Below are 25,635 nucleotides of genomic sequence, written 5' to 3'. Positions count from 1 at the left end.
GATATACGAAGGGAACCCAGATTGATGCCATGACATCCGCGCCGGTTCGCACCACCGGCGCACCACCGGCCGCGGCCAGAATTGCCTTCGCCGATGTCCTTTCGGAGTAAAGGAGGGAGGTGCACAGAATGAAGGAGTACAAGAAGCCTCAGGCCAAGGTGATCGACCAGTCGACCATCATCGCCGTGGTCCGGTAAGACGGCCCTGCCACGCCTTCGCCACGGAGGCGTGGCACCCGTCTCGGGCAGGCGATGACAAATAGGAAAAGCTCGACGCTGGAGGGCGTGGATGTGCGGAATCGCGGGCTTTGCGCGCACCGACGGCGGCCACCTCGATGGTCCGGTCGATGACGTTTTGCGGAGTATGGCCGAGGCCCTCCGTCCCCGGGGTCCGGACGACATGCAGTTCGCGGCGCTCGGCCAGGCGTGCCTGTCGTTCACCCGCCTGGCGATCATCGACCCGGCGGGTGGGCGCCAGCCGTTCCACAGCGAGGACCGGACCGTCGTCCTGGCCGCGAACGGGGAGATCTACAACCATCGCGAGCTGCGGGCCCGGTTGCGGCACCCGGCCCGGTTCCGCAGTGCGTCCGACTGCGAGGTGTTGCTGCACCTCTACCTCCAGGAGGGTCTGGACTTCCTGCGCGACGTGCGCGGCATGTTCGGCATAGCCGTGATCGACCTGCGGGAGCAGCGCCTGGTACTGGCCCGGGACCGGCTGGGGATCAAGCCGCTGTTCCTCCACCGCACCGGGAACACCGTCCTGTTCGGCTCCGAGGTCAAGGCGCTGTTCGAACATCCGCTGTGCCCAAGGGAACTGGACTGGCAGCGCGCGCTGGCCGACCAGAGTCTCAGCTCCGCGCCGGTCATGGTCAGTGCCGAACCGATCACCTGGTACCGCGGCATCGAACACGTGCCGCCGGCCACGATCCTCGACATCAGCCTCCGGGACGGATCCACCCGCGCGCTGCGGTACTGGTCGCTGCCCGAACCCGGGGCCGCCGACCGCCACCCGGTGGACCACTACCCGCGGCGGCTCGCCGAGTTGCTCGCGGACTCGGTGCGGGAGTGCCTGGTCGCCGACACCGAGATCGGCCTGTTTCTCAGCGGTGGCATCGACTCCGCCGGTCTCGCCGCGCTGTCGGCGAGCACCGGACTGCACACCTTCTCCGCGCTGACCGGCAGCACCCTGATCAACGGGGACGCGAGCTACGCCCAGCGCACCGCCGAACTGCTCGGGCTACCCAACCATCTCGTCGCGTTCGGCGGCGACCGCGTGCCCGACGTCGCCGAGTGGAAACGCTTGCTGTGGCTCATGGAATCGCCGCTGTGCGGTCCGGAGCAGTTCTACAAGAGCGAGATGTACCGGTTCGCGCGCCTGCAGCGTCCCGAGCTCAAGACCATCCTGCTCGGTTCCGGCGCCGACGAGTTCAGCGGCGGCTACACCGTCGACCTGGCCGGCGGCGGGGACTGGGACGACTTCCTCGCCAACCTCGGTCAGCTGGCGCGCCGTGCGTCGCTCGGTCCACACCCGGCCATGTCCACCTGGTGGGACAGCGACCTGCCGCTGCTGCGCGACGACGCCATCGCACTGGTCTCGCCGGACGCCATCGATGACGTGTACCAGGCCTACCAGGCCTGGAAGTTCCGGGACATGCAGCACTACAACCTCTGGGTCGAGGATCGGACGGCATCCGGAAACGCCGTGGAGGCGCGCGTGCCGTACCTCGACCACCGGATCGTGGAGCTGCTCGCCGGCGTGCCGAAGGCCTACCGGCGACAGCTGTTCTGGAACAAGCAGATCGTCCGCGACGCGCTGGCCGGCGTCCTGCCCGACGAGGTGCGGTGCCGGCCGAAGATCGCGTTCTACGAGGGCGACGGGGTCCGGCAGACCCACCGGACCTTCGTGGCCATGCTCGCGCAGCAGCGGGAGGCGTTGCTTGACGAAGCGCTGTCCTCACCGAAGGCCGCCCAGTACCTCAACGGCGCACATCTGCGACGCACCCTGCGGGACCTGCGGGCCGGCCGTCCTGCCGCGCACGTCGAGATCCTGCTGCGGGTGGTCAACCTCGGCCTGCTCGACCTGATGACGATCTCCGCACCGGGCAGTCGCGGGACGATCGGGCCGCGGCCCTACGAGCTGGCGGTACGCGACTTCGACGAGCCGAGGGTGCGCGCCCTGTTGCACGGCACCAGGGTCGAGGACCGCCACGTGGTGCGGCTCGCGCCCGAGGTGCTGCTGCTGGACGACGCCGCGGCGCGGCAGAGCTTCGTCGCGGTCGACGGTTCGCTGCGCTACGTCATCGACCACGATGCCGACGCCGCGTGGTTGAGCCTGCTGCGCGGCATCGACGGCAGCGCGACGCTGGCCGAGGTCGCGGACCGGACCGGGTGCGACCTCGCGCCGCTGCGCTCGCTGCTCGAGCAGGCGCTCGACGAGGGTCTGCTCGAGTTGGCCGGATCCGACCCGGCGGCCAACGGTGCCGCGCCGGCGCTGCAGGAGGTGGCGCCGTGACCGCACATCTGTACTGGGACCGGATGTGGGGCACCGACGAGGGCCGCGGTGACTGGTCGAAGCCGCATCCGTGGGTGACGCAGACCGTCGAACCGCTGCGCCGGCAAGGGGTGCGGGACGTGCTCGACGTCGGCTGCGGCGTCGGCCGGCACGCGCTGTTCCTCGCCGAGCAGGGTTTCCGCGTCCGCGGCACCGACCGCAGCGAGACGGCGGCGGCGTTCGTGCGGGCCGAGGCCGCCCGGCGCGGTCTCGCGATCACGATGGACATCGCCGACTTCACCGCGCTGCCCTACCCCGCGGACAGTGTCGATTTCGTACTCGCCTTCAACGTCGTCTACCACGCCGACGAGCAGGGGCTCGGTCGCGCGCTCGCGGAGATCGGTCGCGTGCTGCGACCGGGTGGCTGCTACCAGTCCACCATGCTGTCCAAACGCAACGCACAGTACGGCCGCGGGATCGAGATCTCGCCGAACACGTTCGTGCAACCGGAAGCGGCCGATGACAAGGTGCACCCGCACCTCTATGCCGACGCGGGGGATCTGGTGCGGCTGCACCGGGGGTTCCAGTTGCTGAGCGCGTTCGACGGTGAGCAGACGGCGTCCGGATCCTTCCACTGGCACTGCCTCTTCCAGCTCGGTGCGACGGCGACGCCAGTTCCACTGCTTCGACCAGATCTGGGAGAGTGATCATGAGCAAGGCCGCGCGCTTTCGTGAGCTGTTGACGCGTTCGAGTACCGCACGGTTCGTCGGGGCGAGGGACGCGCTGACCGCACGGCTCGTCGAGGAGGCGGGTTTCGACGGGATCTGGGCCTCCAGCTTCGAGCTTTCGGCCACCCGTGGCTTACCCGACCTCGGCCTGCTGACCATGAGCGAGTGCCTCGACGCGGCGATCCACATCGGGGAGGGGACCTCGCTGCCGTTGCTCGCCGACTGTGACACCGGGTTCGGCGGGGCGATCAACATGGCCAGGGTGGTCCGGCAGTACGAGGCGGCGGGAGTCGGCGGCGTGTGTGTCGAGGACAAGGTGCTGCCGAAGCGCAACAGCTACCTCGACGGCGACCAGGAGCTCGAAGATGCCGACGTGTTCGCCCACCGGATCGAGGCCGCCATCCGCAACCGCTCGGACAAGGACTTCTGCGTCATCGCCAGGTGCGAGGCGCTGATCGCCGGCCGGGGCATGGACGAGGCGATGCGGCGGGCACACCGCTACGTCGACGCCGGCGCCGACGGGATCCTGATCCACTCCAAGCGGCGGGATCCCTCCGAAGTGATCGAGTTCCTCCGCCGGTGGCGGTCCCGGGCACCCGTGGTCGCCGTGCCGACCACCTACAACCGTTGGGGCATCACCGATGCCCAGGAACTGGGGGTCTCGATGGTGATCTACGCCAACCAGACGCTGCGGGCCTCGGTGCACGCCATCCGCAACGTGCTCAGCGAGATCCAGCTGCGCGGGGAGGCCAGCACCGCCGAGGACTCGATCGCCCCGGTCAAGGAGATCTTCGACCTCACCAGGACGGCCGAATGGGAGGAGCGGGGCGCGTGATCGACCCAGCGGCGTTCTGCCGGGAGCTCGAGGCACGCGGGTTCTCGTTCTTCAGTGGCGTGCCGTGCTCCTACCTGCAAGGGCCGTTCGCCCGGCTCGAGGAGCGGGGCGGCTACGTGCCGGCACCCAACGAGGGCGTCGCCATGGCGCTGGCCGCGGGAGCCCAACTCGCCGGGCAGCGGTCCGCCGTGCTGGTCCAGAACTCCGGGCTGGGGAACCTGCTCGACCCGTTGACCTCGTTGCTGATGTCCTACGAGATCCCGCTGCTGATCGTGATGAGCCTGCGCGGCTGGCCGCAGCCGGAGGACGACGAGCCGCACCACGCGGTGATGGGCCAGAGCACCGCGGCCGTGCTCGACGCGATCCACCTGCGGCACGGCGTGCTCGAGCCGTCGGAGGAAAGCCTGTGGGCGTTGCTCGACCGGGCCGACGCGGCGTACCGGGACGACAGCGGCTTCGTGATCCTGGTGCCGAAGGCGACGTTCGGGTCCTGCCCGCGCCCGTCCACCGGCAGCGCCCTGACCCTGGGCCGGGCGGACGCGCTCGCCGCCGTCGCCCCGCACCTGGCGGGCGCGCTGGTGTTCAGCACCACCGGCATGATCAGCCGGGAGCTGTTCGGGCTGCGCGACGACCCGGCGAACTTCTACATGCAGGGCAGCATGGGGCACGCCATCGGCCTCGGCCTGGGCACCGCGCTCGCCAGACCGGACCGGCCGGTCGTGGTGGTCGACGGGGACGGCTCGACGCTGATGCACCTCGGCGGGCTCGCCCTGGTCGGCGAGCGGCAGCCGGCCAACCTCACGCATCTGGTGCTGGACAACGGAACCTATGACTCCACCGGCGGGCAGCGCACCCGCGAGCGGCCGATGGGATGGGACCGGCTCGCGCTCGCGGTCGGCTACCGCACCGGCGCGGTGTGCGAGACCTCCGGCGAGATTCTCGAGGCCCTTGGCGCGATCGACGGCATCCCCGGCCCGCATCTGGTCGCCATCCGCATCGCGCCCGGCGGCGCCACCCCGCCCCGTGTCACCTCCGCCCACAGCAACCCCGAGATCCGGGCGCGGTTCCAGCGGGAGGCGGCCGGCCGCGCCCTCGCGCCCGCCGGACTCCCATGAGGACGGTTCTGGTCGCCGGGCGGTCGGTGGTCGCGAAGCGAACCATGGAGTCGTGCGCCGGGGTCGGGTTCACTCCGGTGGCCGTGGTCGCCCGGTCCGACCCGCAACGCGGCCATCTCGGCGCGGCCCGGCGTCACGTCGTGCTCGACTGTGACCGCGGAGAGGCGTGCCCCGGCTACGACTGCGTGGACTGCGTCGTGCGCGCCGCCGAACGTGCGGGAGTGGACGCCGTCCATCCCGGACTCGGTGCGATCGCCGAGGATCCGGCACTCGGCCGGCGACTGGCCGGTCTGGGCATCCGCGTGATCGGCCCGCCGCCCGAGGTGCTCGCCGTCACCGGGGACAAGGGCGCCTCGGTGACGCGCGCCGAGCGGATCGGAGTTCCCGTGCTGCCGCACGCCTCGGGTGCCCGGGGCATCCGGTCCCTGGTCGCCGGCCACGGCTTCCCGATCGTGCTCAAACCGGTGAACGGTAACCAGGGCAACGGGGTTGTCGTCGTCGGCGACGAGCACACGTTGTCTGCGGCGCTGGCCGGCGACGCCGGCTGGTACGCCGAGACCCATGTCGGCGCGGTCCGCGTGGTGGGCATGACGGTCGCCGTCGACGAGGCGGGAACGGTGGCCGTGTTGGGGGAGAAGGAAAGCCTGCTCCTGGCCGGGAGCCGCAAGCTGGTGGAGGCCGGGCCGGTGCTCGACGTGCCGGCGGATCTGGTGCGGGCCATGCGCGCGGACGCGGCCCGGCTCGCCGTCGAACTGGGCGTCCGCAACGTGTCGACCGTGGAGTTCCTGGCGTGCCGGGACGGGTACACGTTCCTCGAGATCAACGCGCGGTTGACCGGCTCCTACCGGATGTGTGAGGAGCAGACCGGCCTGGACCTGATCGCGCTGCAGCTGCGGCTCGCGAACGGGTATCGGCTCACCACCGTCCGGCCCGGGGCCGAGCGGGCGCCGCAGGTGGTTCTGGCGCACGTCTACCTGCGTGCCGCCGCGCCGAAACCCGGCTCGCTGACCCGGCTGCGGTTACCACGATCCCGGGCCGGCGTCCGGGTCGACTGCCTGCTCGCCGCCGGCCGGCCGCTGCCGTTCGACTCGCTCGCCGCCCAGGTCATGGCCAGCGCTGCGGACCGGGCCCGCGCCGTCGACGCCGCGATCGGCGCCGTCGCCGGGATCGAGCTCGCGGGAGTCGAGCACCACGCACCCGACATCACCAGCTGGTGGGCAGAGCGGAACCCCGGAGTCGCCCGCCCGGACGAGTTTCTTGGGAGCACGATGAGTATCGACGACACCCTCGTCAACGTCATCCACGAGGTGGACCCCGAGGTGGCGGTCGCGGTGGCCGGCGGCACCGCGCCGGACGCGCGGTTCGTGGCGATGCTGCGCGACTACGAGCGCCGGCACCTGCGCAACCGCCCCGGCTACTTCATCCTTTCCGGACTCGGTCAGCTCGACGAGGCGAACGCCCGGCGCTTCATCCTGGCCGTCTCCGATGCCCTTGGCGGTGTCGTTCCCCAGGGTTTCGACGGTGAGCTCATCCGTGCGGTGCGCTACCGGGGCGTGACCCTGGAAGGCACGGCGACGGCCCGATACTCCGACACGCGCCAGGGCGGCAACCCGCACACCGACGGGATGCACCGGCCCGGCCCGATTCCCGCCTACTTCGCCCTGCACTGCGTGCGCCAGGCCGCCGTCGGTGGTGCCCTGTTCCTGTTGCACATCGACGACCTCGTCCGGGAACTGCGCGACCGCCCGGAGGTGCTCGCCGCGCTGACCGAGACCGTCCACTTCGACACCAGGGACCGCGATCCCGCCCGCCCGGCAACGGTTCCGCGGCCCATCCTCGAGCTCGACGGCGACACCGCCCGCATCACCTACATTCGGGAGTACATCGAGACCGGGCACCTGCGCCCCGGCGTCCCGCCACTGCGGCCGGCCCAGCGCAGCGCGATGGACGCGCTCGACGAACTGCTGGCTCGGCCCGACCTGCAGACACATCTGCGCCTCGAACCCGGCCAGCTGATCGTGATCAACAACCGGACCCTCGTGCACGGCCGAACGCCGTTCGAGGTGAGTCCGGGCGACGGCATGGACCGCCTCCTGCTCCGCACCTGGATCGCCGGCACCCGTTGACCTGATGCGGTTCCCCGTCAGGTGCGGCCGCGCAGGGTCCGCGTGACGGCCACGGCGCCCAGGGCGAGGGTGGCGGCGAACAGGGCGGCCGCCTCGGTCCACTGGAACCGCCAGTAGCGGCTGGGTGGCTGGTAGAGGAACAGGATGCGGGAGTCGGCGCGGCGGGGGCAGGGTTGCTCCGCGGGACAGAAGTTGGGCACCGGTTGGCCGGCGGCGTCGACCGGGTACGAATCCTGGATCATCCAGTCCTCGGGGATGGACATCGGGCCCTCGACGGTGACGATCGCCTGCTCCGGGGTCGCGTAGTAGGCCCGGGCGTTGACGATGAACAGGCCGAGGATCGTCGGCACCACCATGGCCAGGGTGAGGGCGATGGCCGGGAGCATCTTGCGGAACACCGCGCCGGCGGCGACGCCGGTGGCGAACGCGAAGAGCCACCAGGCGGCGGGCAGGATGCCACTGATCACGAACTTGCCGATGCTGGCGAACCTGTCCGCGTACTGGGTGCCCGCGTACGAGCTCAGCCACAGGCTGATCATGGTGCCGAGGGCGAGCCCGGCCAGCGTCACCGCGCCGCCCAGGACGCTCAGCTTGATCACGAGCCAGCGGCGCAGGGACACCGACTGGGTCCAGGCGAGCTTGTGGGTGCCGCGCTCGAACTCCTTGGCCAGCACCGGCGCGCCCCAGAACAGCCCGATCGCGGCCGGTGCCAGGGCCAGCCAGTCGACCAGGTCGCCCATGGCCTTGAAATGCTGCTGCAGCGGCAGCAGACCGGCGTGGTCGACCAGGTTCCTTGCCCCGAGGCCGTTGATCAGCAGGAGGACGCCGAGCACGGCGAGCAGTCCGGCGGTGACCAGGGCCTGAGCCCGGTGCTGCCGCCAGGTGAGCCACAACATTCGGTCGTCTCCTTCAGATCCGGGTGAGGCTGGGACGGGGCAGGGTGGCGGCCTCGGGCCGGCGCAGGTAGGCCAGCACCAGTTCCTCCAGGCCCACCGGGCGGCTGTGCCACCTCGGGTCCAGCACCGTGCTCGGCTCGGCGCGGACCAGCAGGCTGGCCTGCCGTTCGGCGCGGTCGTCCTCGATCACCGACACCGGTTCCGGCAGCCGGTCGGCCAGTTCGGCCGGGCCGGACAGCACCTGGTGGCACCGCAGCAACTCCTCGAGATCGCCACTGACCTGGACCCGGCCGCGGTTGAGCACGACCAGCCAGTCGCAGGTGTTCTCCAGGTCGGCGACGATGTGTGAGGACAGCACCACGGTCAGGCCGGTCTCGGCCACCGCGGTCATCAGGGCGCGCATCAGGTCGTGCCGGGCCAGCGGGTCGAGGTTGGCCAGGGGTTCGTCGAGCAGCAGCAGGTCCGGCCGCTTGCCGAGGGCGAGGGTCAGCGCCACCTGCGCCTGCTGGCCGCCGGAGAGCTGGCCGACCTTGCGGTCCAACGGGATGTCCAGTGCGGCCAACCGCTTCTCGCCCAGGTCGGCGTCCCACCGGGGGTTGAGCCGCCGCCCGAAGCGGAGCATGTCGGCCACGGTGAACCCGTCGTAGAGCGGCCGTTCCTGAGCCATGAACGCGACCCGGGGGAGGGTCGTGTCCTTTCCGGGCGGTTCGCCGAGCACCCGCAGGCTGCCCTGGGTGGGCGTGCGCAGGCCGATGACCAGGTGCAGCAACGTGGTCTTGCCGGCGCCGTTCGGTCCGACCAGCGCCACCACCCGTCCGGCCGGGATGGCCAGCGAGCAGTCCCGCAGCGCCCAGGTGCGCCGGTACCGCTTGCCCAGCCCGGTGGCGGTGAGCACCGCCGGTTCATCGGTCATGCGATCCCCTCCCGAAACGAGTCGGTGACCACCGAGACGAACAGCGCCTCCAGGTCCTCCTGGTCCAGTCCGGCCGCGCGGGCCTCGCGCACCCAGTTGGTCAGCGACCGGCGCAGCCGGGTCTGGTCGGCCAGCGGCGCACCCAGCGACCGCCGCACGAACGTGCCGAGTCCGGGTTTGGCGCTGACCAGCCCCTCCCGCTCCAGCTCCCGGTAGGCCTTGAGCACGGTGTTCGGATTGATCGCGAGCTTGGCGACGACGTCCTTGGCGGTCGGCAGCCGGTCGCCGGGCAGCAGCGCGCCCAGCCGCAGCGCCTGCTTGACCTGGTGCACGAGCTGCACGTAGGTCGCCACCCCGGAGCCGCGGTCGAGACGGAACTCGATCACGTCAACACCCTTTCACTAATGAAGTAGTGAAATACTGCTATGCGGCGGCCGGGGTGTCAAGCGATCGGATCTGGTGCGGGCCGGGGCCGGCGTGGTGTCCTACAACCGCGTGCGGTCGGGGCGTCCGGGACGGCGGTGGGTCGATGGGTCAGGAGGTGCCGGCGTCGGCCGGGGTGGTCATCGTCGGCGGCGGCATCATCGGCACCAGCATCGCCTACCACCTGGGTCGCGCCGGGGTGTCCGATGTGGTGCTGGTGGAACGGGACACGCTGGCCGCCGGGTCGACCTCGCGGGCGGCGGGCGGGGTCCGGGCGCAGTTCTCCGACGAGCTCAACATCCAACTCGGCGCCCGCAGCCTGGCGGCGTTCGCCCGGTTCGGCGAGGAGCCCGGGTTCGACATCGGGTTGCACCGGGTGGGCTACCTGTTCCTGCTGTCCACTGTGGAGCAGGTGGCGGCGTTCGAGGCGAACGTGGCCCTGCAGAACGGTTTCGGCGTGCCCAGCCGGATGATCGACCCGGACGAGGCCCGGCGGCTGTCCCCGGTGCTCAGTGTCGACGGGCTGCGGGCGGCGGCGTTCTCGCCGGAGGACGGGCACTGCACGCCGGAGGCGGTCGTGCAGGGCTACGCGGCCGGAGCGCGCCGGTGCGGCGTGCGGATCCTGCGCCAGTGCGAGGTGACCGGCATCGAGGTGCGTGGCGAGACGATCGAGGCCGTGGTCACCTCGGCCGGCCGGATCGCCAGCCCGGCCGTGATCTGCGCGGCGGGCGCGTGGTCGCCGCGGATCGGCGAGCTGGTGGGCGTCGACCTGCCGGTGGTGCCGCTGCGCCGGCAGATCGTGGTCACCGAACCGGTGACCGGGTTGCCGCCCGACCTGCCGATGACGATCGACTTCGACACCAGCTTCTACTTTCACCGGGAGGGCCGGGGGCTGCTGGTCGGCATGTCCGATCCGGACGTCGCGCCGGGCTACGACATCACGATGACCGACGACTGGATCCCCCGGCTGCACGACGCCATGGCGCACCGGGCGCCCGCGCTGCTCGACGTCGGCATCACCGGCGGCTGGGCCGGGCTCTACGAGATCACCCCGGACCACAACGCGATCATCGGCGAAGCCACGTCGCCGTCCCGGTTCCTCTACGCCACCGGCTTCTCCGGCCACGGGTTCCTGCAGGGCCCCGCCGTCGGCGAGGTGGTCAGGGACCTCTACCTCGGCCGCGAACCGTTCGTGGACATCGGCCCCCTGCACGCCGGACGGTTCACCGACAACACCGCCCGGCCAGAGGCCAACGTGGTGTGACCACCCAGAACCGGCCGGAGGCCGGCGCTCACGGCGCCGGTCTCCGGCCGGTTCGGGTCTGGGCGGCTGGGTCACCTACCGATTGCGCAGGCTCCGCGTCAGGGCGGGGACCATCACCGCCGCGGCGATGAGGTGCAGCCCGAGCAGGGCGGCGGTGGTGGCGGTGTCCGCCCCGGAGAGGAACGGCGGGACCAGCGAGATCGCGGTCAGTGACCCGGCCGTCCACCGGAACCGCTCGGCGGGGCGAGCGCTCCAGCGAAGCAGCGCGAGGGCGATGACGATGCCCACGACCGAGCAGAAGCCGGTCACCACGGCGAACCCGGGCAACGGGATCGCCTCGCCCCCATCGGGAATCTCGAAGTCGACGCCGACGGCCGTGGCGAGCCCGGCGGCGAGGGTGGTGGCCGCCATCGCCGCGAGCGCGGCGAGGATGCCGGTGCGGGCGAGCCCGCGGAGCCGGCGCGGGGTGCCGGTCTGGACCGCTGCCGGGTCTGCGATGACCCCGGTGTCGTTCGTGCCGGGCATGTCAGCCCTCCACGCCGTCGGCCGGCAGGCGCTCGGGCAGGCCGAGCCGCGGGAACTGGGTGTCGTGGAAGGTGACGATCTCGGCGATCGCCCCGCCGGTGACACGCAGAACGTCGATCGTCAGCGGCAGGTACGCGCCTTCCTGCTCGCGCCAGTGGTAGAAGGCGACGGCGGGTTGCCGGTTCACCCGGGTGGGCACCGCGCGCAGGCCGGTCATGCCGGCGAAACCGCTGTCGACCCAGTCCTTGACCACCGTGTCCCGGCCGACGGAAAGGCCCGGTGTGGGCGGCATCGAGCAGCGGACGTCGTCCCGCAGCATCGCGGCGAGCCGGTCGATGTCGGTGGCCACGCTGGCGTCGGTGTAGCGGCGCACCAGGTCGCGGGTGCCGGCGTCCTCCTCGCCGCCGGTCCAGTCCTGCCGCTCGGTGGGCAGGTGCTCCCGCATGCCGGCGCGGGCCCGCTGCAGCGCGCTGTTCACGGAGTTGACAGAGTCCCCGAGCAGCTTCGCGACCTCCTTGGCCGGCCAGCCGAGCACGTCGCGCAGGATCAGCACGGCCCGCGGGCGCGGCGCGAGGTGCTGGACCGCGACCAGGTACGCCAGCTCGATCGTCTCCCGCGCGAGGGCGACGGCCTCCGGTTCGTCCGCGCCGCCCGCGGGCAGCTCGTCGAGCAGCCGGTCCGGGTAGGGCGAAAGCCACGGCACCTCGCCGCCCGTCGCCGGCTCCGGGCGACACCTGGCCAGCAGGTCCAGGCAGGCGTTGGTGGCGATCCGGTACAGCCAGGCCCGAAACGTCGAACGCCCGGCGAAGGTCTCCCGCCGCCGCCAGGCCCGCAGGAACGTCTCCTGCACGGTGTCCTCGGCGTCCTCGAAGGACCCGAGCATCCGGTAGCAGTGCACGTGCAGTTCGCGGCGATGCCGCTGCGCGAGCCCCGAGAACGCCGGCTCGTCGACCTCGCCCAGCCCGCTCACGCTCAGCTCCTCCAGCCGTGTGTCCACACTCATCACGTCATCCTTACGCCTCGTCATGTCCCGTCGTAGGTATGACGGGTACGGCGGCGAGAACTCATCAGTCGAATATCGTGGTGTGTCGTGCCGCGCCGTAACCGAGCCATCCGTGCCGAGCCCAGGCCGACGGCCGGGGGGATGAGCTCGCGCCGGCTGGAGTCCGCCGCCGACGGCGAGTGGATCGTGCAGCGGGTAGCGGGGCAGTGGGCGAGCAAGGTGTACCGCTGCCCGGGCTGTGACCACGAGATCCGGCCCGGGGTCGCACACCTGGTGGCATGGCCGGCCACCGAGACCGGAACCGTCGCCGACCGGCGGCACTGGCACCAGGGCTGCTGGTCCGCCCGGGACCGCCGCCACCCGACCTCGCGGCGGTAGTTCAGGTGATCCGGAACACCGGGCCCCTGGCGGTGAACGGCAGGCTCGCACCCCCGGGAATGAGATAGGCGTGTTCGCGGCGCACCCGCAGCGGGTCGCAGGCGCCGTCGGTGATGATCAGGACCGGTCCGTCGGCCGGAAAGTCCTTGGCGCGGGCAAGGAGATCGATGGCGGGTTGCAGCACGGTGCCGCCACGGCCCTTGATCCGGACCCGGCCGGCGATGTCGTCCGGGGAGAGGTAGCCGGCGTCGTACGGGGCGGCGTCGCAGAACACGACCCGGGCGGCGGGCACGTCGCGCGCGGCGGCGTAGGAGGCGATCGCGCCGAGTGCCTTGCCGACCAGTTCCGTGGGCATCGACCAGGAGGTGTCCAGCACCACACCGAAAGTGCGGCGGATCACCGGTTCCTCGGGCAGCCGGTGCCCCGGCCGGGGGATGTCGGGGGTGGCGGCCGACCGCCGGGACAGCCGGCTGTAGCTGCGGATGCGGTCCAGGGCGGGGAAGTGCTCGTCGAACCAGCGGGCCAGCGCGATGTCCCACGCGATCGGCGGGTGGGCCAGCGCCCGGATCTCCTGCACGAGCGCGGCGGGCAGGGTGCCGCGACCGGCGGCGATGTGCAGGTCCAACCCGGCGAGCAGGCCGCGGCGCAGCAGTCCGTCCAGGTCGACCCCGGCCACCGGGTCGACTCGGCGGGGTAGCCCTTCGGCCAGCAGGTCGCCGCCGGATCGGCCGCGCAGCGTGGCGAGCTTGCGGTACCGGCGGGCCTCGCGGGCGATGAGGTCGTAGGCCTCCTCGGCCGACTGGCCGGTGAAGCGCGGGTCGTGCAGCCCGCCGTCCGGGAGCGAGCCGACCCCCATCTCCACCAGCCAACCGTTGATCACGAAGTCGCACGCGATGTTGAACAGCACGGGGTCCCGGCCGCCGACCCGGGCGTGGTGGGCGAGTGCGGCGTGCAGCGCCTCATGCGCGATGACGAACCGCCACTCGTCCGCGCTGAGCTGGGCGTGCGGGTTGACGTACAGCTCACCCGCGGTGGCCGAGACGGCGGCGATCGCGATGTCCCACCCCCGCGCCAGCTCGGCGTCCGCGACCACCGTCAGTGTGCTGACCACCGCGGCCAGCAGCGGATAGGAGGCGATGAACCAGGACCTGGCCAGCATCCAGGGCGGCTGGCGCACGGCGGCACTGGTCATGGTCTCCCGCGCGCCCCCGGCCACGTCGACCGCGGCCGTGACCGCCGCGGTCAGCCCGGCGGCGAACCGTTCGGCGAAGTCGATCGGAGTGCCCCAGGCGGGCCGGTCCGCACGGGTCACGCACGGCCCGGAACCCGCCACGCCGCACCCGATCCACCCGGGCGGCACGCCCGTCTCCCGCCAGCGCCCGGCCAGCGTGATCTCGTCCCCGGCCGGAAACCCCGCCGGGTGCGGGATCGGGCAGCTGCCGAACCGCAGCGTGGCCAGGAACCGGTGCACCACCGCGTCGCAGGCGCTCTGCCGGGCCAGGTCGGCAGGGCCCTTGTGATGCTCCATGCCCAGGTGCAGCAGCAGATGCGCGAAGACCCAGGCCCATTCGCCCGGCTGGCCGCGCCGCCCGGGCGAGACGCGCACCACTCCGTTGCTGTCCACGACGGCCCAGCCGTCGTGCGGCACGATCCCGTCGTCCTCCCGGACCGGCGCCGGCTCGACGGCCAGCGGCGCGAACAGCGGATGCCCGCGCACCAGCTCCCACCCGTCCAGCACCGCCTTGGCGGCCGGATCCTCCTTGCGCCGGCCGGCCATCAGGCGCTGCGCGCGGCGACCAGGCGCGGCAGGTCGCGCACCACCTCGGTGAGGAACCAGGTCGGCAGCAGCGCGTTGCCCTCGTCGTCACCGGCCACCACCAGCTGCGCGTACTCCAGCGACAGCTCGGCCAGCGAGGTGATCAGGTCCTTGCCCCGGTGCGCCAGCCGCACCGCCGACGCCGGAGCGCCGCGGCGCTCCGCCGGCAGCTCCTTGATCAACCGGGCCCGCAGGCTCATCGCCAGGAAGTACAGGATGTCCCGGTCGCCGGCGGCGGTCGGCCAGCCCGCGTCGCCCTTGAGGATCGGCTCCAGGTCGTAGGCATGCAGCCGGGTCCGCACGAACGCCGCGAACGACGCCGCGTGGGCCGGGCTCACACAGCCGTGGGCCAGCATCCGCACCTGGTCCTCGGACACGTCCGGACCCCAGGAGTGCAGCGCGTCGGACAGCGCGTGCCAGGAACGCGGCGTGGAGAACGGCTCCTCGGTCTTCGGTGGCGCCACCCACAGCTGGTCCGGCCGGTTGCCGAGATAGTCGTACACCCACGGGTGGATGCCGGCCGGCCCGGCCCAGGCCAGCCAGTCGCGGGCGTTCGCGGCCAGGTGGAGGTGCACGAACCGGTTGGCAAGTGCCGAGCTCATCGGCCGCACCACCGCCTGGTCGGTCGCCCGGTTCCCGGCCGCGATCACGATGGTCGACCTGGGCAGCTCGTAAGCGCCGATCCGCCGGTCCAACACGATCTGGTAGAACGCCTTCTGCACCTCGGCCGAGCTCCCGTTCAGCTCGTCCAGGAACAGCACGAACGGATCGGTGCGGGCGATCATCTCGGGGGGAGCGAACCGGGACCGGGCCACGCCGTCCGCGCCCAGCACGATCTGCGGCACGCCGGAGATGTCCTCCGGCGCCAGCTGGGTGCCGAGCAGCGACACGCAGTCCAAGCCGACCTCGGCCGCGAAGTCACCGACCAGAGTGGACTTCCCGATCCCCGGCGGCCCCCAGATGTGCACCGGACGCACCACGGCGACCCGGAGCAACACCTCCGGCAGCTGCGCCGGGGTCACCGTCACCACACCCTGCACTACCGCGACTCACCTTCCGCCTCGACCTGGCCCGAGCACTCGATAATGCCAGGTGGCGGACGTCGGCACCGCCGAATATCGCCGGTGACGTTCGTCCCATCCGTCATCGGCGCCGATACTCTGACCAGCGTGACCGACGACGTCGCCGGCTTCCTCGCCGAGCTGGACGGGTTCATCGCCGCGGAGATCGTTCCGCTGCAGGACGAGGACGACAACGCCCGGTTCTTCGACCATCGGCGGGAGTGGGCCAGAACCGACTTCGAGGCCGGCGGGGTGCCGAGGGCGGAGTGGCGGGCGCTGCTCGCGCGGGCCCGGGACATGGCCGACCGAGCCGGCTTCCTGCGGTACGCGTTGCCCGCGGAACTGGGCGGACGCGGCGGTTCGAACCTGGCCATGACGATCATCCGGGAACACCTCGCCGCCAAGGGACTCGGCCTGCACAACGACCTGCAGGACGAGTCGTCGGTCGTCGGCAACTTCCCGGTCGTCGCGCTGCTGCACCGGTTCGGCACGCCGGAGCAGCGCGCCGAACACATCGAGGACGCGATCACCGGGCGCCGGCCCATCGCGTTCGCGCTCAGCGAGCCCGACCACGGCAGCGACGCCACCTGGATGCAGACAGGCGCGACCCGTTCCGGGGCGGACTGGGTGATCAATGGCGCCAAACGCTGGAACACCGGACTTCCTGGCGCCACTCATGATCTCGTGTTCGCCCGAACCTCCGGCTCACCCGGCGACGCCGTGGGTATCACGGCGTTCCTGGTGCCGACCGATGCTCCCGGTTTCGAGGTGCCGTTCGTGTGGTGGACGTTCAACATGCCGTCCGATCACGCGGAGGTCCGGCTGGCCGACGTGCGGGTACCGGGCTCGGCCGTCGTGGGCGAGGTGGACCGCGGTCTCGAGCTCGCCCAGCACTTCGTGCACGAGAACCGCATCCGCCAGGCCGCCGCCAGCCTCGGCGCCGGCGCGTACTGCGTGGCCGAGGCGGTGCGCTACGCCCGCGAGCGCGTCACGTTCGGCCAGCCGCTGGCCACCCGTCAGGCCATCCAGTGGCCACTCGCCGAGCTGCACACCGAGGCCGCCATGCTGCGTGCGCTGATCCGTGACACGGCCGCCCATCTCGACGAGGAGCCGGACGGCCTCAGCGGGACCACGCGGCTCTCGGCCGAAGTCTCCATGTGCAACTACCGCGCCAACCGGTTCGTCTGCGAGGCCGCCGACCGCGCGATGCAGGTGCACGGCGGACTCGGCTACAGCCGGCACAAACCGTTCGAGCACATCTACCGCCACCACCGCCGCTACCGGATCACCGAAGGCAGCGAGGAAATCCAGCTCCGCCGCGTCGCGCAGCACCTGTTCGGGTTCACCCGTGAATCGAAGGACGCTTCGGGCCGGAACGCCCCCCGCTGACCGAACGGTTGCGGGCCGGCAGGAGAGTAGTCGGGTCAGCGGTGGTGATCAGCCGGGTTGGAGGTTGAGCCGGCAGCGGCCGGTTCGGCAGTCGCGGAGGATGTCCTGGGCGTGGCGGCGGACGCGGCGCAGGTCGGCGATCTTGGTGTCGATGCGGTCGATCACGGCCTCCAGGCGCCAGCGTTCGCTGTCGCAGGTGGCGCCGCCGGTGTCGTGGGCGTGCAGGGCGTCGATGACCTCGTCGAGGGTGAAACCCATGTCCTGAAGGGCTTTCGCGGTGCGGATGCGGTCCACTGTGGACTCATCGAACACCCGGTACCCGGAGGGTCTGCGGCCGGCGGCGGGGAGCACGCCGCGCCGTTCGTAGAAGCGGACGGTGTCGACGCTGACCCCGGCCTGCTGGGCGACCTGTCCGATCTTCATCCACGTCACCTCTTGACTCTGGACCCTGGTCCAGACTCTAGAGTCGGGTCGAACGGCACGCAAGACCACGTGACAAGGAGCCCGACCATGCAGATCCCGGACGCGTCCACGCCGATCGTGTGCGACCTGACCACCGCCCCGGACACCGAGGCCGAGCGGTTGGCCGAGTACCGGCGGCTGTTCACCCACCACGCGTTTCTCGGCCGGGACCGCACCGCGGCGGGGATCCGGTTCCGGTTCCGCGCCGAGCCCGGCATCGAGGCGTGGCTGCGGGACCTGGCCGCGCGGGAGAAGGCCTGCTGCGCGTTCTTCGCCTTCGACATCACCACCGACGGCGAGGAGGTGCGCTACGACGCCGCCGTGAGTGACAACGCGGCGGCCCGGGCCATCCTGGAGGAGTACTACGCCCTGCCCGACACCCTGGTCTCGTCCCTCGACGACCTGTCCGACCGCCTGGCCGAGCGCGGGGTGGTCTTCGCCACCGACGCCGCCGGCACCGTGCACCGGGTCCAGCCCACCGGCGATCGGGTTGGGGGTTGACCTTCGAGTCGGGTCGGAGGTTTAGCGTCGGCGCCATGAGCACCTGTCGGATCTCGGAGCTGGCCCGGCGCACCGGTGTCCCGGCCTCGACGTTGCGGTTCTACGAGCAGGCCGGGCTGTTGGAACAGGGCGTGTGCGCCGAGCTGACCGCGTTCACCGCGCACCTGACCCGCGTGCACGAGGAGTTGGGTACACCAGCCCTGGTGGCGGTGTGCGGGCCGGGCTGCGGATGTGTCGCCGCCACACCGCCCGGGCCGGTGTCGGTGCCGCTGACCCGCCCGATGTCCGGGGCCCTCCGATGACCCGGGCGGACCGGTGGTGGAAGCGGACCGGGATCGCGGCGGCGCTGGCCTGCGGGGTGTGTTGCGCGGTGCCGCTGATCGCCCTGCTCGGCGGAGTCGGGGTGGCGGGGTCGCTGGCCGCCGTGGTCGGCGTGGTCGAGGTGGTCTCGATCGCCCTCGCCGCCCTCGCCTTCGCCGGGGCCGGCGGGTTGTGGCTGCGGCGCCGGCGCCGGCGGGCCTGCCGGGTCCCGGACCGGATCGTCGAGCTGGGCATGCCCGAGCCGACCCGGCCAGCACCACGGTGACCCACCCGGCAGCCCGGGCTGGGACGACCAACGCGGTACGGTCCCGATCATGACCGTGGTCCGGTCCGTGCTGCTGTTCATCCTGGCCGCGCTGGCCGAGATCTGCGGCGCCTGGCTGATCTGGCAGGGCTGGCGGGAGGACCGCGGCCTGCTCTGGATCGCCGCGGGCATGCTCGCGCTGGGCGCCTACGGGTTCGTCGCCACCTTCCAACCCGACCCGCACTTCGGCCGGATCCTGGCCGCCTACGGCGGGATCTTCGTCGCCGGCTCCCTGGCCTGGGGCGTACTGGTGGACAAGTTCCGGCCCGACCGGTGGGACTACCTCGGCGCCGGCCTGTGCCTGCTCGGCGTCGCGGTCATCATGTACGCACCACGCCGGTGAACCCTCGGTCTACAGACGAATGACCGGGTCGCCGCGCGGTGTCGCGTACCACGTTCGGGTCTGGGGGGCAGCTGCAGCCGGCGGACAGGCGTCCGTCCTGTCCCGGATCAGGTCGTGCGGGGTTTGCGGGCGACGAGCCGTTCCACCAGGCCGAGTTTGAACCGCTGGCGCTGCTCGATTTCTAGGCCGCGGGTGTGGATGTGGTGCAGCGGGCGGCGCAGGAAGTGCTCGCCGGCCAGCGGTGCGGTGACCAGTTCCAGCAGCCGCTGCACGCCGCGGATCGCGCGGCTGGAGCTGGCGATGTGGTCGACCAGGATCAGCCGCCCGCCGGGCCGCAGCACCCGCACCATCTCATCGATGGCGGCGTCGATGTCGGGGATGGCGCACAGCCCGAAGGTGCACACCACGGTGTCAAAGCAGGCATCGGCGAACACCAGCGCGTGCGCGTCGCCGTGCTGCAAGCTGACCTCGCGGCCGAGGTCGGCGGCGCGGGCCCGGGCGAGGTCGAGCATCCGGTCGCTGAGATCAACACCGGTCAGTGTGACGTCGTCGGGGTAGAACGGCAGGTTCAGCCCGGTCCCGACGGCGACCTCGAGCACCTCGCCGGCCGCCTGCCCGCACGCCCAGGGGCGGGCGTCGCCGAACAGCCGGCGGTCCCAGAACCGCATCTCCTTGTCGTAGCTGCGTGACTTGCGATCCCAGTACCGCTGCCACCGGGCAGTCCGTTGCGATGTCTGCGCCATGCCACTCACCCCGCCTGTTCGCCTCGCTGCCCAGCCAACACCGGCCTGCCCGCGCGCCGCATCGGGGCGAACCCGGATCCCACCCCGATCCTCATAGTTCAGCCTTCCCTGAGTTCAGCATCGGATGTACTGTCGTGGATGTGTTGAGAGTTGCGACCCATGCCGAGGTGCTGGCCCGGTTCGGCCACGCCCTATCCGATCCGACCCGCGCCCGGATCCTGCTCGCGCTGCGCGATGGCCCGGCGTACCCGGCCGTGCTGGCCGACACCCTCGCTGTGACGCGCACCAACCTGTCCAACCATCTGGCCTGCCTGCGCGGCTGCGGGCTGGTCGTCGCGGTCCCCGAGGGTCGCCGGACCCGCTACGAGTTGGCCGAGCCGAAGCTGGCCCATGCGCTGGGCGACCTGCTCGGCCTCGTCTTGACCGTCGACCCCCAGGCGTGCCCCACGGCACAGACCGAGGGGTGCTGCTGATGGCCGCCGCCCCGATCCAGGTGACCGCGTCGCCGGCGCGGCGGTCGGTACTGGCCCGGCGAGTGCGGTGGCTGGTCGCCGCGACCATCACCTACAACGTCATCGAAGCCATCGTGGCGATCACCGCCGGCACCATCGCCTCCTCCACCGCATTGATCGGGTTCGGCCTGGACTCGGTGATCGAGGTGTCCTCGGCCGCCGCAGTCGCCTGGCAGTTCTCCGCCCGTGAGCACGCCGTTCGGCAGGCGCGGGAGAAGCCCACACTGCGGATCATCGCGGTGTCGTTCTTCGTCCTGGCCGCCTACATCACCATCGAATCGATCCGCACCCTGCTCGGTGCGGCCGAGGCCGAGCACTCCACCGTCGGGTTGATCCTGGCCGCGGTCAGCCTCATGGTGATGCCCGTGCTGTCCGCCGCGCAGCGGCGCGCCGGCCGCGAACTGGGCTCGGCCTCGGCAGTGGCCGACTCCAAGCAAACCCTGCTGTGCACCTACCTGTCCGCGGTGCTGCTGATCGGGCTCGGCCTGAACAGCCTGTTCGGCTGGTCCTGGGCCGACCCGCTGGCCGCCCTGGTCATCGCCGCGATCGCGCTCAAGGAAGGCCGCGACGCCTGGCGCGGCGAGGCCTGCTGCGCGATGCCGGTCCTGCCCAACGCGCCCGACCCGGCCTCCGAGGGGTGCGGGTGCGGGCCGGGCTGCACCTGCTGCCCGGCACCGACAAGCCAACTCGACCACCATCACGACCAGCGAGGCAGGTCGTGATGGCCTGGGTGGCGTTCGCGCTCTACCTGCTCGGGATCGCGACGGTGGGCGGGCTGCGTACCTACCTGCACTACCGCGAAACCGGCGACACCGGACACCGGCTGCGCCCCACGTTCGGCACCGTCGAATGGTGGGCGTGGCTGCTCATGGCCGCTGCGTTGCTGCTCGGCGCCCTCGCACCGCTCCTCGCCGCCACCCACGTGACCCGGCCGATCGCGCTGTTTGATCACCCGGCCATCGCCGTGGCGGGGCTGGTGCTGGCTCTGGCCGGGTTTGCCGGTGTGCTCACCGCGCAGCAGGCCATGGGCGCCTCCTGGCGCGTCGGCGTCGACCCCACCGAGCGGACCGAGTTGGTCACCGACGGGCCGTTCGCCCGCGTCCGCAACCCGATCTTCAGCGCCATGATCACCGCAACGGTGGGCCTGACCGCCATGGTGCCCAGCTGGCCGCAACTCCTCGGCCTGGCCTGCCTCATCGCCGGCATCCAGATCCAGGTCCGCGCCGTGGAAGAGCCCTACCTCACCCGAACCCAAGGCAGCGCCTACACCGCCTACACCCACCGAGCCGGCCGTTTCCTGCCGCGCATCGGCCGCCGCCATCCACACGCGACAACACAGGCGCACACCACCTGACCGCACGGCAACCGCAGCAGCGACACAGGATCTGCACCGTCACCACGACTCCCCCCGCGGCTTGAGATGCGGCGGATGGCACGGGAACCACGCCTGAGGTCGTCGTGGTGTCGCAAGGTCACAGCACGCGCGGCACGGATCGGGCGGTGCAGGCAATCCGGGCCAGGCTGGCCGGAATCGCCAGGGCCATCGGCCACACCAGGGTGGGTGCGGCCAGCAGCACGGCGGCCAGCATCGCCGCGTCGAGCACGATGAGTCCGATCCCGCCGGCTGCGGCGAGCCGGGTCCGGCCGTAGTCGTGCCGGCTGGTCGCCGCGAGGGCCAGGATCGCGACGATGCCGAGCAACGCGAGTCCGAACGCGACCTCGGTGGCGATCGGGATCGGCCACCTCCAGGCTTGGCTCATGATCAGTGACGGGCCCCAGCAGGCGGCGAAGACCGGTCCGGTGGCCAGCAGGGCGAGGGCGGTGCGGCGTCCGGGTGCCTGGCGGGTGAACGCGGTCAGGATCTGGTTGGTGTCACCGAACTCGGCGACCGCCGTCGCGGCTGCCGAGTTCGGGTCCAGGCCGCGGGCCAGGTGGTGTTGGTAGGTCTCGGTCAGGCCCTCGGCCAGTTCGTCGACCGCGCCGGCGGGCAGGCGGCCGGCGAGCGTGGCGAGGTGGGCCTCGATCAGGGCGTGGCCGGCCATGGCCTGCGCTCCAGCACGGCGGTGACGGCGGTGGCGAATTCCCGCCAGTTGCCGCGGTCGGCGGCCAGCTTGCGTTCGCCTTTGGCGGTGAGCCGGTAGCTTCGGCGCCGCCGGCCGTCCACGGTGGACCAGGAGCCGGTGATCAGGCCGGCCGCAGCGAGCCGGTGCAGTGCCGGGTAGACGGTGCCGGTGGGCAGGTCGAACCGGCCACCGCTGCCGTCCCGCAGCGCTTCCTTGATGGCGTAGCCGTGCCGGGGTCCGTCCTGCAGCGTGGCCAGCAGCAGGACGTCCAGGTGCCCCTTCAATGCTTGCGCCTCGGCCTTCATAGGTAGGTATGCTACCCCTCGTGGATAGGTAGTAAACCTAGCTATGGGGAGTCCGGGATGGGTGAGCGGGCGGCGATCGTGGCCGAAGGCCTGGTGAAACGGTTCGGCGCGGTCGAGGCGCTGGCCGGGGTGGATCTGGAGGTGCCGGCCGGGTCGGTGCTGGGGTTGCTGGGACCGAACGGGGCGGGCAAGACCACCGCGGTGCGGATTCTGGCCACACTGCTGGCGCCGGATGCCGGGCGGGCCTGGGTGGCCGGGCTGGATGTGGTGGGTCAGGCGGCGGCGGTGCGCCGGGTCATCGGACTGTCCGGCCAGTACGCGGCGGTGGACGGCTATCTGACCGGTCGGGAGAACCTGCGGATGATCGGTCGGCTGGCCGGCTTAGCTGGGTCCGCGGCCCGGCGCCGCGCCGCGGAACTGCTGGAGCTGTTCGCGTTGACCGGCGCAGCCGACCGCACGACCCGCACCTATTCGGGTGGGATGCGCCGCCGCCTGGATGTGGCCGCCAGCCTGGTCGCCAACCCACGGGTGCTGTTTCTGGACGAGCCGACCACCGGGCTGGATCCGCGCGGCCGGCGCGGGTTGTGGCAGCTATTGGGGGAGTTGACCGCGCGGGGCACCACGCTGCTGTTGACCACGCAGTATCTGGAGGAGGCCGACTGGCTGGCCGACCAGATCGTGGTGCTGGACGCCGGCCGGGTGATCGCCGCCGGCACCGCCGAGGAGCTCAAGACCCGCGTGGGTGGGGACCGCCTGGAACTGGAGGTGATCCCGGGGGCGGATCCGGCGCCGCTGGCCGCCGCGATGGACGGCCTGGGCTCGAGCCGACCCATGGTCGACGCCGACGCCGGTCGGGTGGTGGTGCCGGTCGCCGACGGACCGGCGATCCTGCCGCAGGTGGCCGCCCGGCTGGCCGCCCACGACCTGCGCGTGGCCGACCTGGCGCTGCGCCGCCCGACCCTGGACGACGTCTTCCTCACCCTGACCGGCCAAGGCACCACACCGTCCACATCAGACTCCGAGCTGGTCGGCAGGACGGCATGACCACCGCCGCAGTCCAATGCACTACCGGACCTGGGTGGCTGGTGGCCAACATCGCCACGATCACCGGGCGCAACCTGCACCGGCTGGTGCGGGTACCCACTCTGATCGCCTTCGCCACCGTGCAGCCGATCCTGTTCGTGCTGCTGTTCACCTACACCTGGGGCGGCGCGGTGCATCCACCCGGGGTCGAGCACTACATCGACTACGTGCTGCCCGGCATCTTCGTGCTGTCCATTGCCTTCGGCGCCTCGCAGACCGGCGTGGCGATCGCCGACGACCTCGCGTCGGGGATGATCGACCGGTTCCGGGCGTTGCCGATGGCCCGCTCCGCGGTGCTGGCCGGCCGCACCGTGTCCGACGCGGTGCGCAACCTGTTCGTCATCGTCCTCATGATCGGGGTCGGGTCGCTGATCGGGTTCCGGTTCCACGCCGGGCTCGGTGCCGCGCTCGGCGCGGTCGGCTTGGCTCTGGCGATCGGGGTGGCCTTCTCGTGGATCTTCGCCCTGCTCGGTCTGGTCGTGCGGGATCCGGAGTCCGCCGGCATCGGTGGGTTGCTGGCGGTCATCCCGCTGATCTTCGTCAGCTCCACCTTCGTGCCGGTGGCCACCATGCCCGGCTGGTTGCAGGCGTTCGCCAACCGGAACCCGATCACCATCACCGTCGACGCGCTGCGTGCACTGTGCTTGGGTGGCCCGACCGCCACCCACGTCTGGCAGGCGCTGGCCTGGATCGTCGGCCTGCTGATCGTCACCATCCCGACCGCGGTGCTGCGCTACCGGCGCACCACCGCCACCTGAACCGAGGACCGAGCCCGACCGAGTCGACGTGCTGGTGGTGGGTGCCGGCCCGACCGGCCTGGCACTGGCCACCGAGTTGGCCGCGTTCGGTGTCGGGTTTCCGGATCGTCGACCGGCAACGCGATCGGGTGCGCGAGTCCCGGGCGCTAGCCATCCAACCGCGCACCCTGGAAGTCCTCGCCCGGCACGGCCTTGGTTCCCCACTCGTGGCGGCGGGGAACCCGGCGGTGCACCTACAGCTGCACACCCCGAACCGGACGGTGGCCCTGCGGCTGTTCGACATCGGGATCGCCGACACCGCCTACCCGTTCCTGCTGTTCCTGTCCCAGGCCGAAACCGAACGAATACTCGGCGAGCACCTGTCCCAACAGGACGTCGCGGTGCAACGCGGCGTGGAACTGGTCGACCTCGACCCGGGCGGCGAGGCGGTGACCTGCCGGCTGCGCCACCACGACGACGGCCGGGAGGAGACCGTGCTCGCCCGGTACGTGGTGGGCTGCGACGGCGCCTGCAGCACCGTGCGCACCCAGGCCGGGATCGGATTCACCGGCTACCCCTACCCGCAGACCTTCCTGCTAGCCGATCTGGACCCCGACCTCGATCCGGACGCGGTGCACACCTGGCTGTCCGAATCGGGGATGCTGTTCTTCTTTCCCCTGCGCACGCCCGCACCGTTTCGGATGCTGGCCATGCGCCCACCCGCCGACCCGGACACCCCAGTCACCCTCGAGTACCTGCAGGCGATCGCCGACCGGGCGACCGGCGGCCAGGTGCGCTTGCGGGATCCGGTGTGGTTGACCGACTTCCGGCTGCACAACCGCGGCGCCACCCACTACCAGACTGGGAGGATCTTCCTGGCCGGGGACGCCGCGCACATCCACAGCCCGGCCGGCGCCCAAGGCATGAACACCGGCATCCAGGACGCGGTCAACCTCGGCTGGAAACTCGCCCTGTCCAGCCGAGGCGCCAACTCCGCACTGCTGGACAGCTACGAACTGGAGCGCGCCCCGGTCGGCCGCGCGGTACGGCGGATGAGCGACCGCGCCTTCACCATCGCCACCACCCGCAACCCCTTCATCCGACTCGCCCGCACCCACCTCGTCCCCCGCATCGCACCGCTGGCCCTGCGCTTCGCCCGGTTGCGCGGCATCGGGTTTCGCACCATCGCCCAACTCGCCATCGGCTACCGACACAGCCCGCTCAGCACCGACGGGCCCACCCCACCCCGCCACGGACCACGACCCGGTGACCGGCTCCCCGACGCCGCGATCACCGTC

At 71.6% G+C, this 25,635-nt stretch carries 29 protein-coding genes; 18 read left to right on the top strand and 11 right to left on the bottom strand.

Annotated elements, in window-relative coordinates:
• The first annotated feature begins 288 nt into the window (after positions 1-288).
• Genes asnB through VFO68_RS11765 form a run of 5 tightly spaced genes read left to right on the top strand, consistent with a single transcriptional unit; the run spans position 289 to position 7,295 of the window.
• The gene (asnB, locus tag VFO68_RS11785) at positions 289-2,511 is read left to right on the top strand and encodes an asparagine synthase (glutamine-hydrolyzing) (RefSeq protein ID WP_325158269.1); all 2,223 of its coding nucleotides are present in this window, start codon (positions 289-291) and stop codon (positions 2,509-2,511) included.
• Positions 2,508-3,197 (top strand): class I SAM-dependent methyltransferase, encoded by a 690-nt coding sequence (locus VFO68_RS11780; protein WP_325158268.1) that lies wholly within the window; start codon positions 2,508-2,510, stop codon positions 3,195-3,197. Before asnB ends, VFO68_RS11780 begins: the two co-directional genes overlap by 4 nt.
• Positions 3,198-3,229: 32 nt before the next feature.
• Positions 3,230-4,054 (top strand): isocitrate lyase/phosphoenolpyruvate mutase family protein, encoded by an 825-nt coding sequence (locus tag VFO68_RS11775; protein ID WP_325158267.1) that lies wholly within the window; start codon positions 3,230-3,232, stop codon positions 4,052-4,054.
• Positions 4,051-5,169, top strand: a complete 1,119-nt coding sequence (aepY, locus tag VFO68_RS11770) for a phosphonopyruvate decarboxylase (RefSeq protein WP_325158266.1) — start codon at positions 4,051-4,053, stop codon at positions 5,167-5,169. The genes VFO68_RS11775 and aepY overlap by 4 nt, the downstream gene beginning before the upstream one ends.
• Positions 5,166-7,295, top strand: coding sequence for a TauD/TfdA family dioxygenase (locus VFO68_RS11765; RefSeq protein WP_325158265.1), 2,130 nt, complete (start codon positions 5,166-5,168; stop codon positions 7,293-7,295). Before aepY ends, VFO68_RS11765 begins: the two co-directional genes overlap by 4 nt.
• A 17-nt stretch (positions 7,296-7,312) precedes the next feature.
• On the opposite strand, the gene VFO68_RS11760 is transcribed toward VFO68_RS11765, so the two are convergent.
• From VFO68_RS11760 to VFO68_RS11750, 3 genes are read right to left on the bottom strand one after another with little or no spacing between them, the layout of a single operon-like run.
• Positions 7,313-8,191, bottom strand: coding sequence for an ABC transporter permease (locus VFO68_RS11760; protein ID WP_325158264.1), 879 nt, complete (start codon positions 8,189-8,191; stop codon positions 7,313-7,315).
• A 13-nt stretch (positions 8,192-8,204) separates the two neighbouring features.
• A complete protein-coding gene (locus VFO68_RS11755) occupies positions 8,205-9,104 on the bottom strand; it encodes an ABC transporter ATP-binding protein (RefSeq protein ID WP_325158263.1) in 900 nt (299 codons plus the stop codon).
• Complete coding sequence (locus tag VFO68_RS11750) at positions 9,101-9,490, bottom strand: GntR family transcriptional regulator (protein WP_325158262.1); 390 nt, start codon at positions 9,488-9,490, stop codon at positions 9,101-9,103. The genes VFO68_RS11755 and VFO68_RS11750 overlap by 4 nt, the downstream gene beginning before the upstream one ends.
• Positions 9,491-9,633: 143 nt before the next feature.
• On the opposite strand from VFO68_RS11750, the gene VFO68_RS11745 reads away from it, so the two are divergent.
• On the top strand, positions 9,634-10,791 hold the full coding sequence (locus VFO68_RS11745; protein ID WP_325158261.1) for an FAD-binding oxidoreductase: 1,158 nt from the start codon (positions 9,634-9,636) through the stop codon (positions 10,789-10,791).
• A gap of 75 nt (positions 10,792-10,866) precedes the next feature.
• Here the strand turns inward: VFO68_RS11745 and VFO68_RS11740 are convergent, their stop codons facing one another.
• A complete protein-coding gene (locus VFO68_RS11740; protein ID WP_325158260.1) occupies positions 10,867-11,316 on the bottom strand; it encodes a DUF6069 family protein in 450 nt (149 codons plus the stop codon).
• Position 11,317: 1 nt separating this feature from the next.
• The gene (locus tag VFO68_RS11735; protein ID WP_325158259.1) at positions 11,318-12,319 is read right to left on the bottom strand and encodes an RNA polymerase subunit sigma-70; all 1,002 of its coding nucleotides are present in this window, start codon (positions 12,317-12,319) and stop codon (positions 11,318-11,320) included.
• A gap of 87 nt (positions 12,320-12,406) precedes the next feature.
• On the opposite strand from VFO68_RS11735, the gene VFO68_RS11730 reads away from it, so the two are divergent.
• The gene (locus VFO68_RS11730; RefSeq protein ID WP_414635489.1) at positions 12,407-12,697 is read left to right on the top strand and encodes a hypothetical protein; all 291 of its coding nucleotides are present in this window, start codon (positions 12,407-12,409) and stop codon (positions 12,695-12,697) included.
• Position 12,698: 1 nt separating this feature from the next.
• On the opposite strand, the gene VFO68_RS11725 is transcribed toward VFO68_RS11730, so the two are convergent.
• On the bottom strand, positions 12,699-14,474 hold the full coding sequence (locus VFO68_RS11725; protein WP_325158257.1) for a DUF2201 family putative metallopeptidase: 1,776 nt from the start codon (positions 14,472-14,474) through the stop codon (positions 12,699-12,701).
• On the bottom strand, positions 14,474-15,535 hold the full coding sequence (locus VFO68_RS11720; protein WP_325158256.1) for a MoxR family ATPase: 1,062 nt from the start codon (positions 15,533-15,535) through the stop codon (positions 14,474-14,476). The genes VFO68_RS11725 and VFO68_RS11720 overlap by 1 nt, the downstream gene beginning before the upstream one ends.
• A 147-nt stretch (positions 15,536-15,682) precedes the next feature.
• Between VFO68_RS11720 and VFO68_RS11715 the strand changes: the two genes are divergently transcribed.
• On the top strand, positions 15,683-16,963 hold the full coding sequence (locus VFO68_RS11715; protein ID WP_325158255.1) for an acyl-CoA dehydrogenase family protein: 1,281 nt from the start codon (positions 15,683-15,685) through the stop codon (positions 16,961-16,963).
• Between the two features lie 48 nt (positions 16,964-17,011).
• Here the strand turns inward: VFO68_RS11715 and VFO68_RS11710 are convergent, their stop codons facing one another.
• The gene (locus VFO68_RS11710; RefSeq protein WP_325158254.1) at positions 17,012-17,386 is read right to left on the bottom strand and encodes a MerR family transcriptional regulator; all 375 of its coding nucleotides are present in this window, start codon (positions 17,384-17,386) and stop codon (positions 17,012-17,014) included.
• Between the two features lie 87 nt (positions 17,387-17,473).
• Here VFO68_RS11710 and VFO68_RS11705 point away from each other — a divergent pair, with 87 nt between their 5' ends.
• From VFO68_RS11705 to VFO68_RS11690, 4 genes are read left to right on the top strand one after another with little or no spacing between them, the layout of a single operon-like run.
• Entirely contained in the window at positions 17,474-17,926 is a 453-nt protein-coding gene (locus tag VFO68_RS11705) for a hypothetical protein (RefSeq protein ID WP_325158253.1), read from the top strand.
• Between the two features lie 35 nt (positions 17,927-17,961).
• Positions 17,962-18,228, top strand: coding sequence for a MerR family DNA-binding transcriptional regulator (locus VFO68_RS11700; RefSeq protein ID WP_325158252.1), 267 nt, complete (start codon positions 17,962-17,964; stop codon positions 18,226-18,228).
• Positions 18,225-18,512, top strand: a complete 288-nt coding sequence (locus VFO68_RS11695) for a hypothetical protein (protein WP_325158251.1) — start codon at positions 18,225-18,227, stop codon at positions 18,510-18,512. The genes VFO68_RS11700 and VFO68_RS11695 overlap by 4 nt, the downstream gene beginning before the upstream one ends.
• A 49-nt stretch (positions 18,513-18,561) precedes the next feature.
• Positions 18,562-18,894, top strand: a complete 333-nt coding sequence (locus VFO68_RS11690) for a YnfA family protein (RefSeq protein WP_414635488.1) — start codon at positions 18,562-18,564, stop codon at positions 18,892-18,894.
• A gap of 107 nt (positions 18,895-19,001) precedes the next feature.
• Here the strand turns inward: VFO68_RS11690 and VFO68_RS11685 are convergent, their stop codons facing one another.
• Complete coding sequence (locus VFO68_RS11685; protein ID WP_325158250.1) at positions 19,002-19,637, bottom strand: class I SAM-dependent methyltransferase; 636 nt, start codon at positions 19,635-19,637, stop codon at positions 19,002-19,004.
• 140 nt (positions 19,638-19,777) lie between these two features.
• On the opposite strand from VFO68_RS11685, the gene VFO68_RS11680 reads away from it, so the two are divergent.
• Genes VFO68_RS11680 through VFO68_RS11670 form a run of 3 tightly spaced genes read left to right on the top strand, consistent with a single transcriptional unit; the run spans position 19,778 to position 21,503 of the window.
• Positions 19,778-20,110, top strand: coding sequence for a metalloregulator ArsR/SmtB family transcription factor (locus VFO68_RS11680; RefSeq protein ID WP_325158249.1), 333 nt, complete (start codon positions 19,778-19,780; stop codon positions 20,108-20,110).
• Positions 20,110-20,871, top strand: a complete 762-nt coding sequence (locus tag VFO68_RS11675; protein ID WP_325158248.1) for a cation transporter — start codon at positions 20,110-20,112, stop codon at positions 20,869-20,871. Before VFO68_RS11680 ends, VFO68_RS11675 begins: the two co-directional genes overlap by 1 nt.
• Positions 20,871-21,503 (top strand): isoprenylcysteine carboxylmethyltransferase family protein, encoded by a 633-nt coding sequence (locus tag VFO68_RS11670; RefSeq protein WP_325158247.1) that lies wholly within the window; start codon positions 20,871-20,873, stop codon positions 21,501-21,503. Before VFO68_RS11675 ends, VFO68_RS11670 begins: the two co-directional genes overlap by 1 nt.
• Before the next feature lie 118 nt (positions 21,504-21,621).
• On the opposite strand, the gene VFO68_RS11665 is transcribed toward VFO68_RS11670, so the two are convergent.
• Both VFO68_RS11665 and VFO68_RS11660 read right to left on the bottom strand, forming a co-directional pair.
• Positions 21,622-22,191: a hypothetical protein gene (locus VFO68_RS11665; protein ID WP_325158246.1), complete on the bottom strand. Its 570-nt coding sequence runs from the start codon at positions 22,189-22,191 to the stop codon at positions 21,622-21,624.
• The gene (locus tag VFO68_RS11660) at positions 22,173-22,517 is read right to left on the bottom strand and encodes a PadR family transcriptional regulator (protein WP_325158245.1); all 345 of its coding nucleotides are present in this window, start codon (positions 22,515-22,517) and stop codon (positions 22,173-22,175) included. The genes VFO68_RS11665 and VFO68_RS11660 overlap by 19 nt, the downstream gene beginning before the upstream one ends.
• 57 nt (positions 22,518-22,574) lie before the next feature.
• On the opposite strand from VFO68_RS11660, the gene VFO68_RS11655 reads away from it, so the two are divergent.
• From VFO68_RS11655 to VFO68_RS11645, 3 genes are all read left to right on the top strand, one after another.
• The gene (locus tag VFO68_RS11655; RefSeq protein ID WP_325158244.1) at positions 22,575-23,561 is read left to right on the top strand and encodes an ATP-binding cassette domain-containing protein; all 987 of its coding nucleotides are present in this window, start codon (positions 22,575-22,577) and stop codon (positions 23,559-23,561) included.
• A 41-nt stretch (positions 23,562-23,602) separates the two neighbouring features.
• A complete protein-coding gene (locus VFO68_RS11650) occupies positions 23,603-24,358 on the top strand; it encodes an ABC transporter permease (RefSeq protein WP_325158243.1) in 756 nt (251 codons plus the stop codon).
• 89 nt (positions 24,359-24,447) lie between these two features.
• Positions 24,448-25,635 (top strand): FAD-dependent monooxygenase (locus VFO68_RS11645; RefSeq protein WP_325158242.1); only part of this gene is annotated, 1,188 nt, incomplete at its 3' end.

Origin of the sequence: Actinophytocola sp. (assembly GCF_035712165.1) — a bacterium.
In the GTDB taxonomy this organism is placed as follows: Bacteria; Actinomycetota; Actinomycetes; order Mycobacteriales; family Pseudonocardiaceae; genus DASYTH01.
Note: the sequence above shows the minus strand (reverse complement) of the source record. Positions and strands in the feature narration are given on the sequence as shown.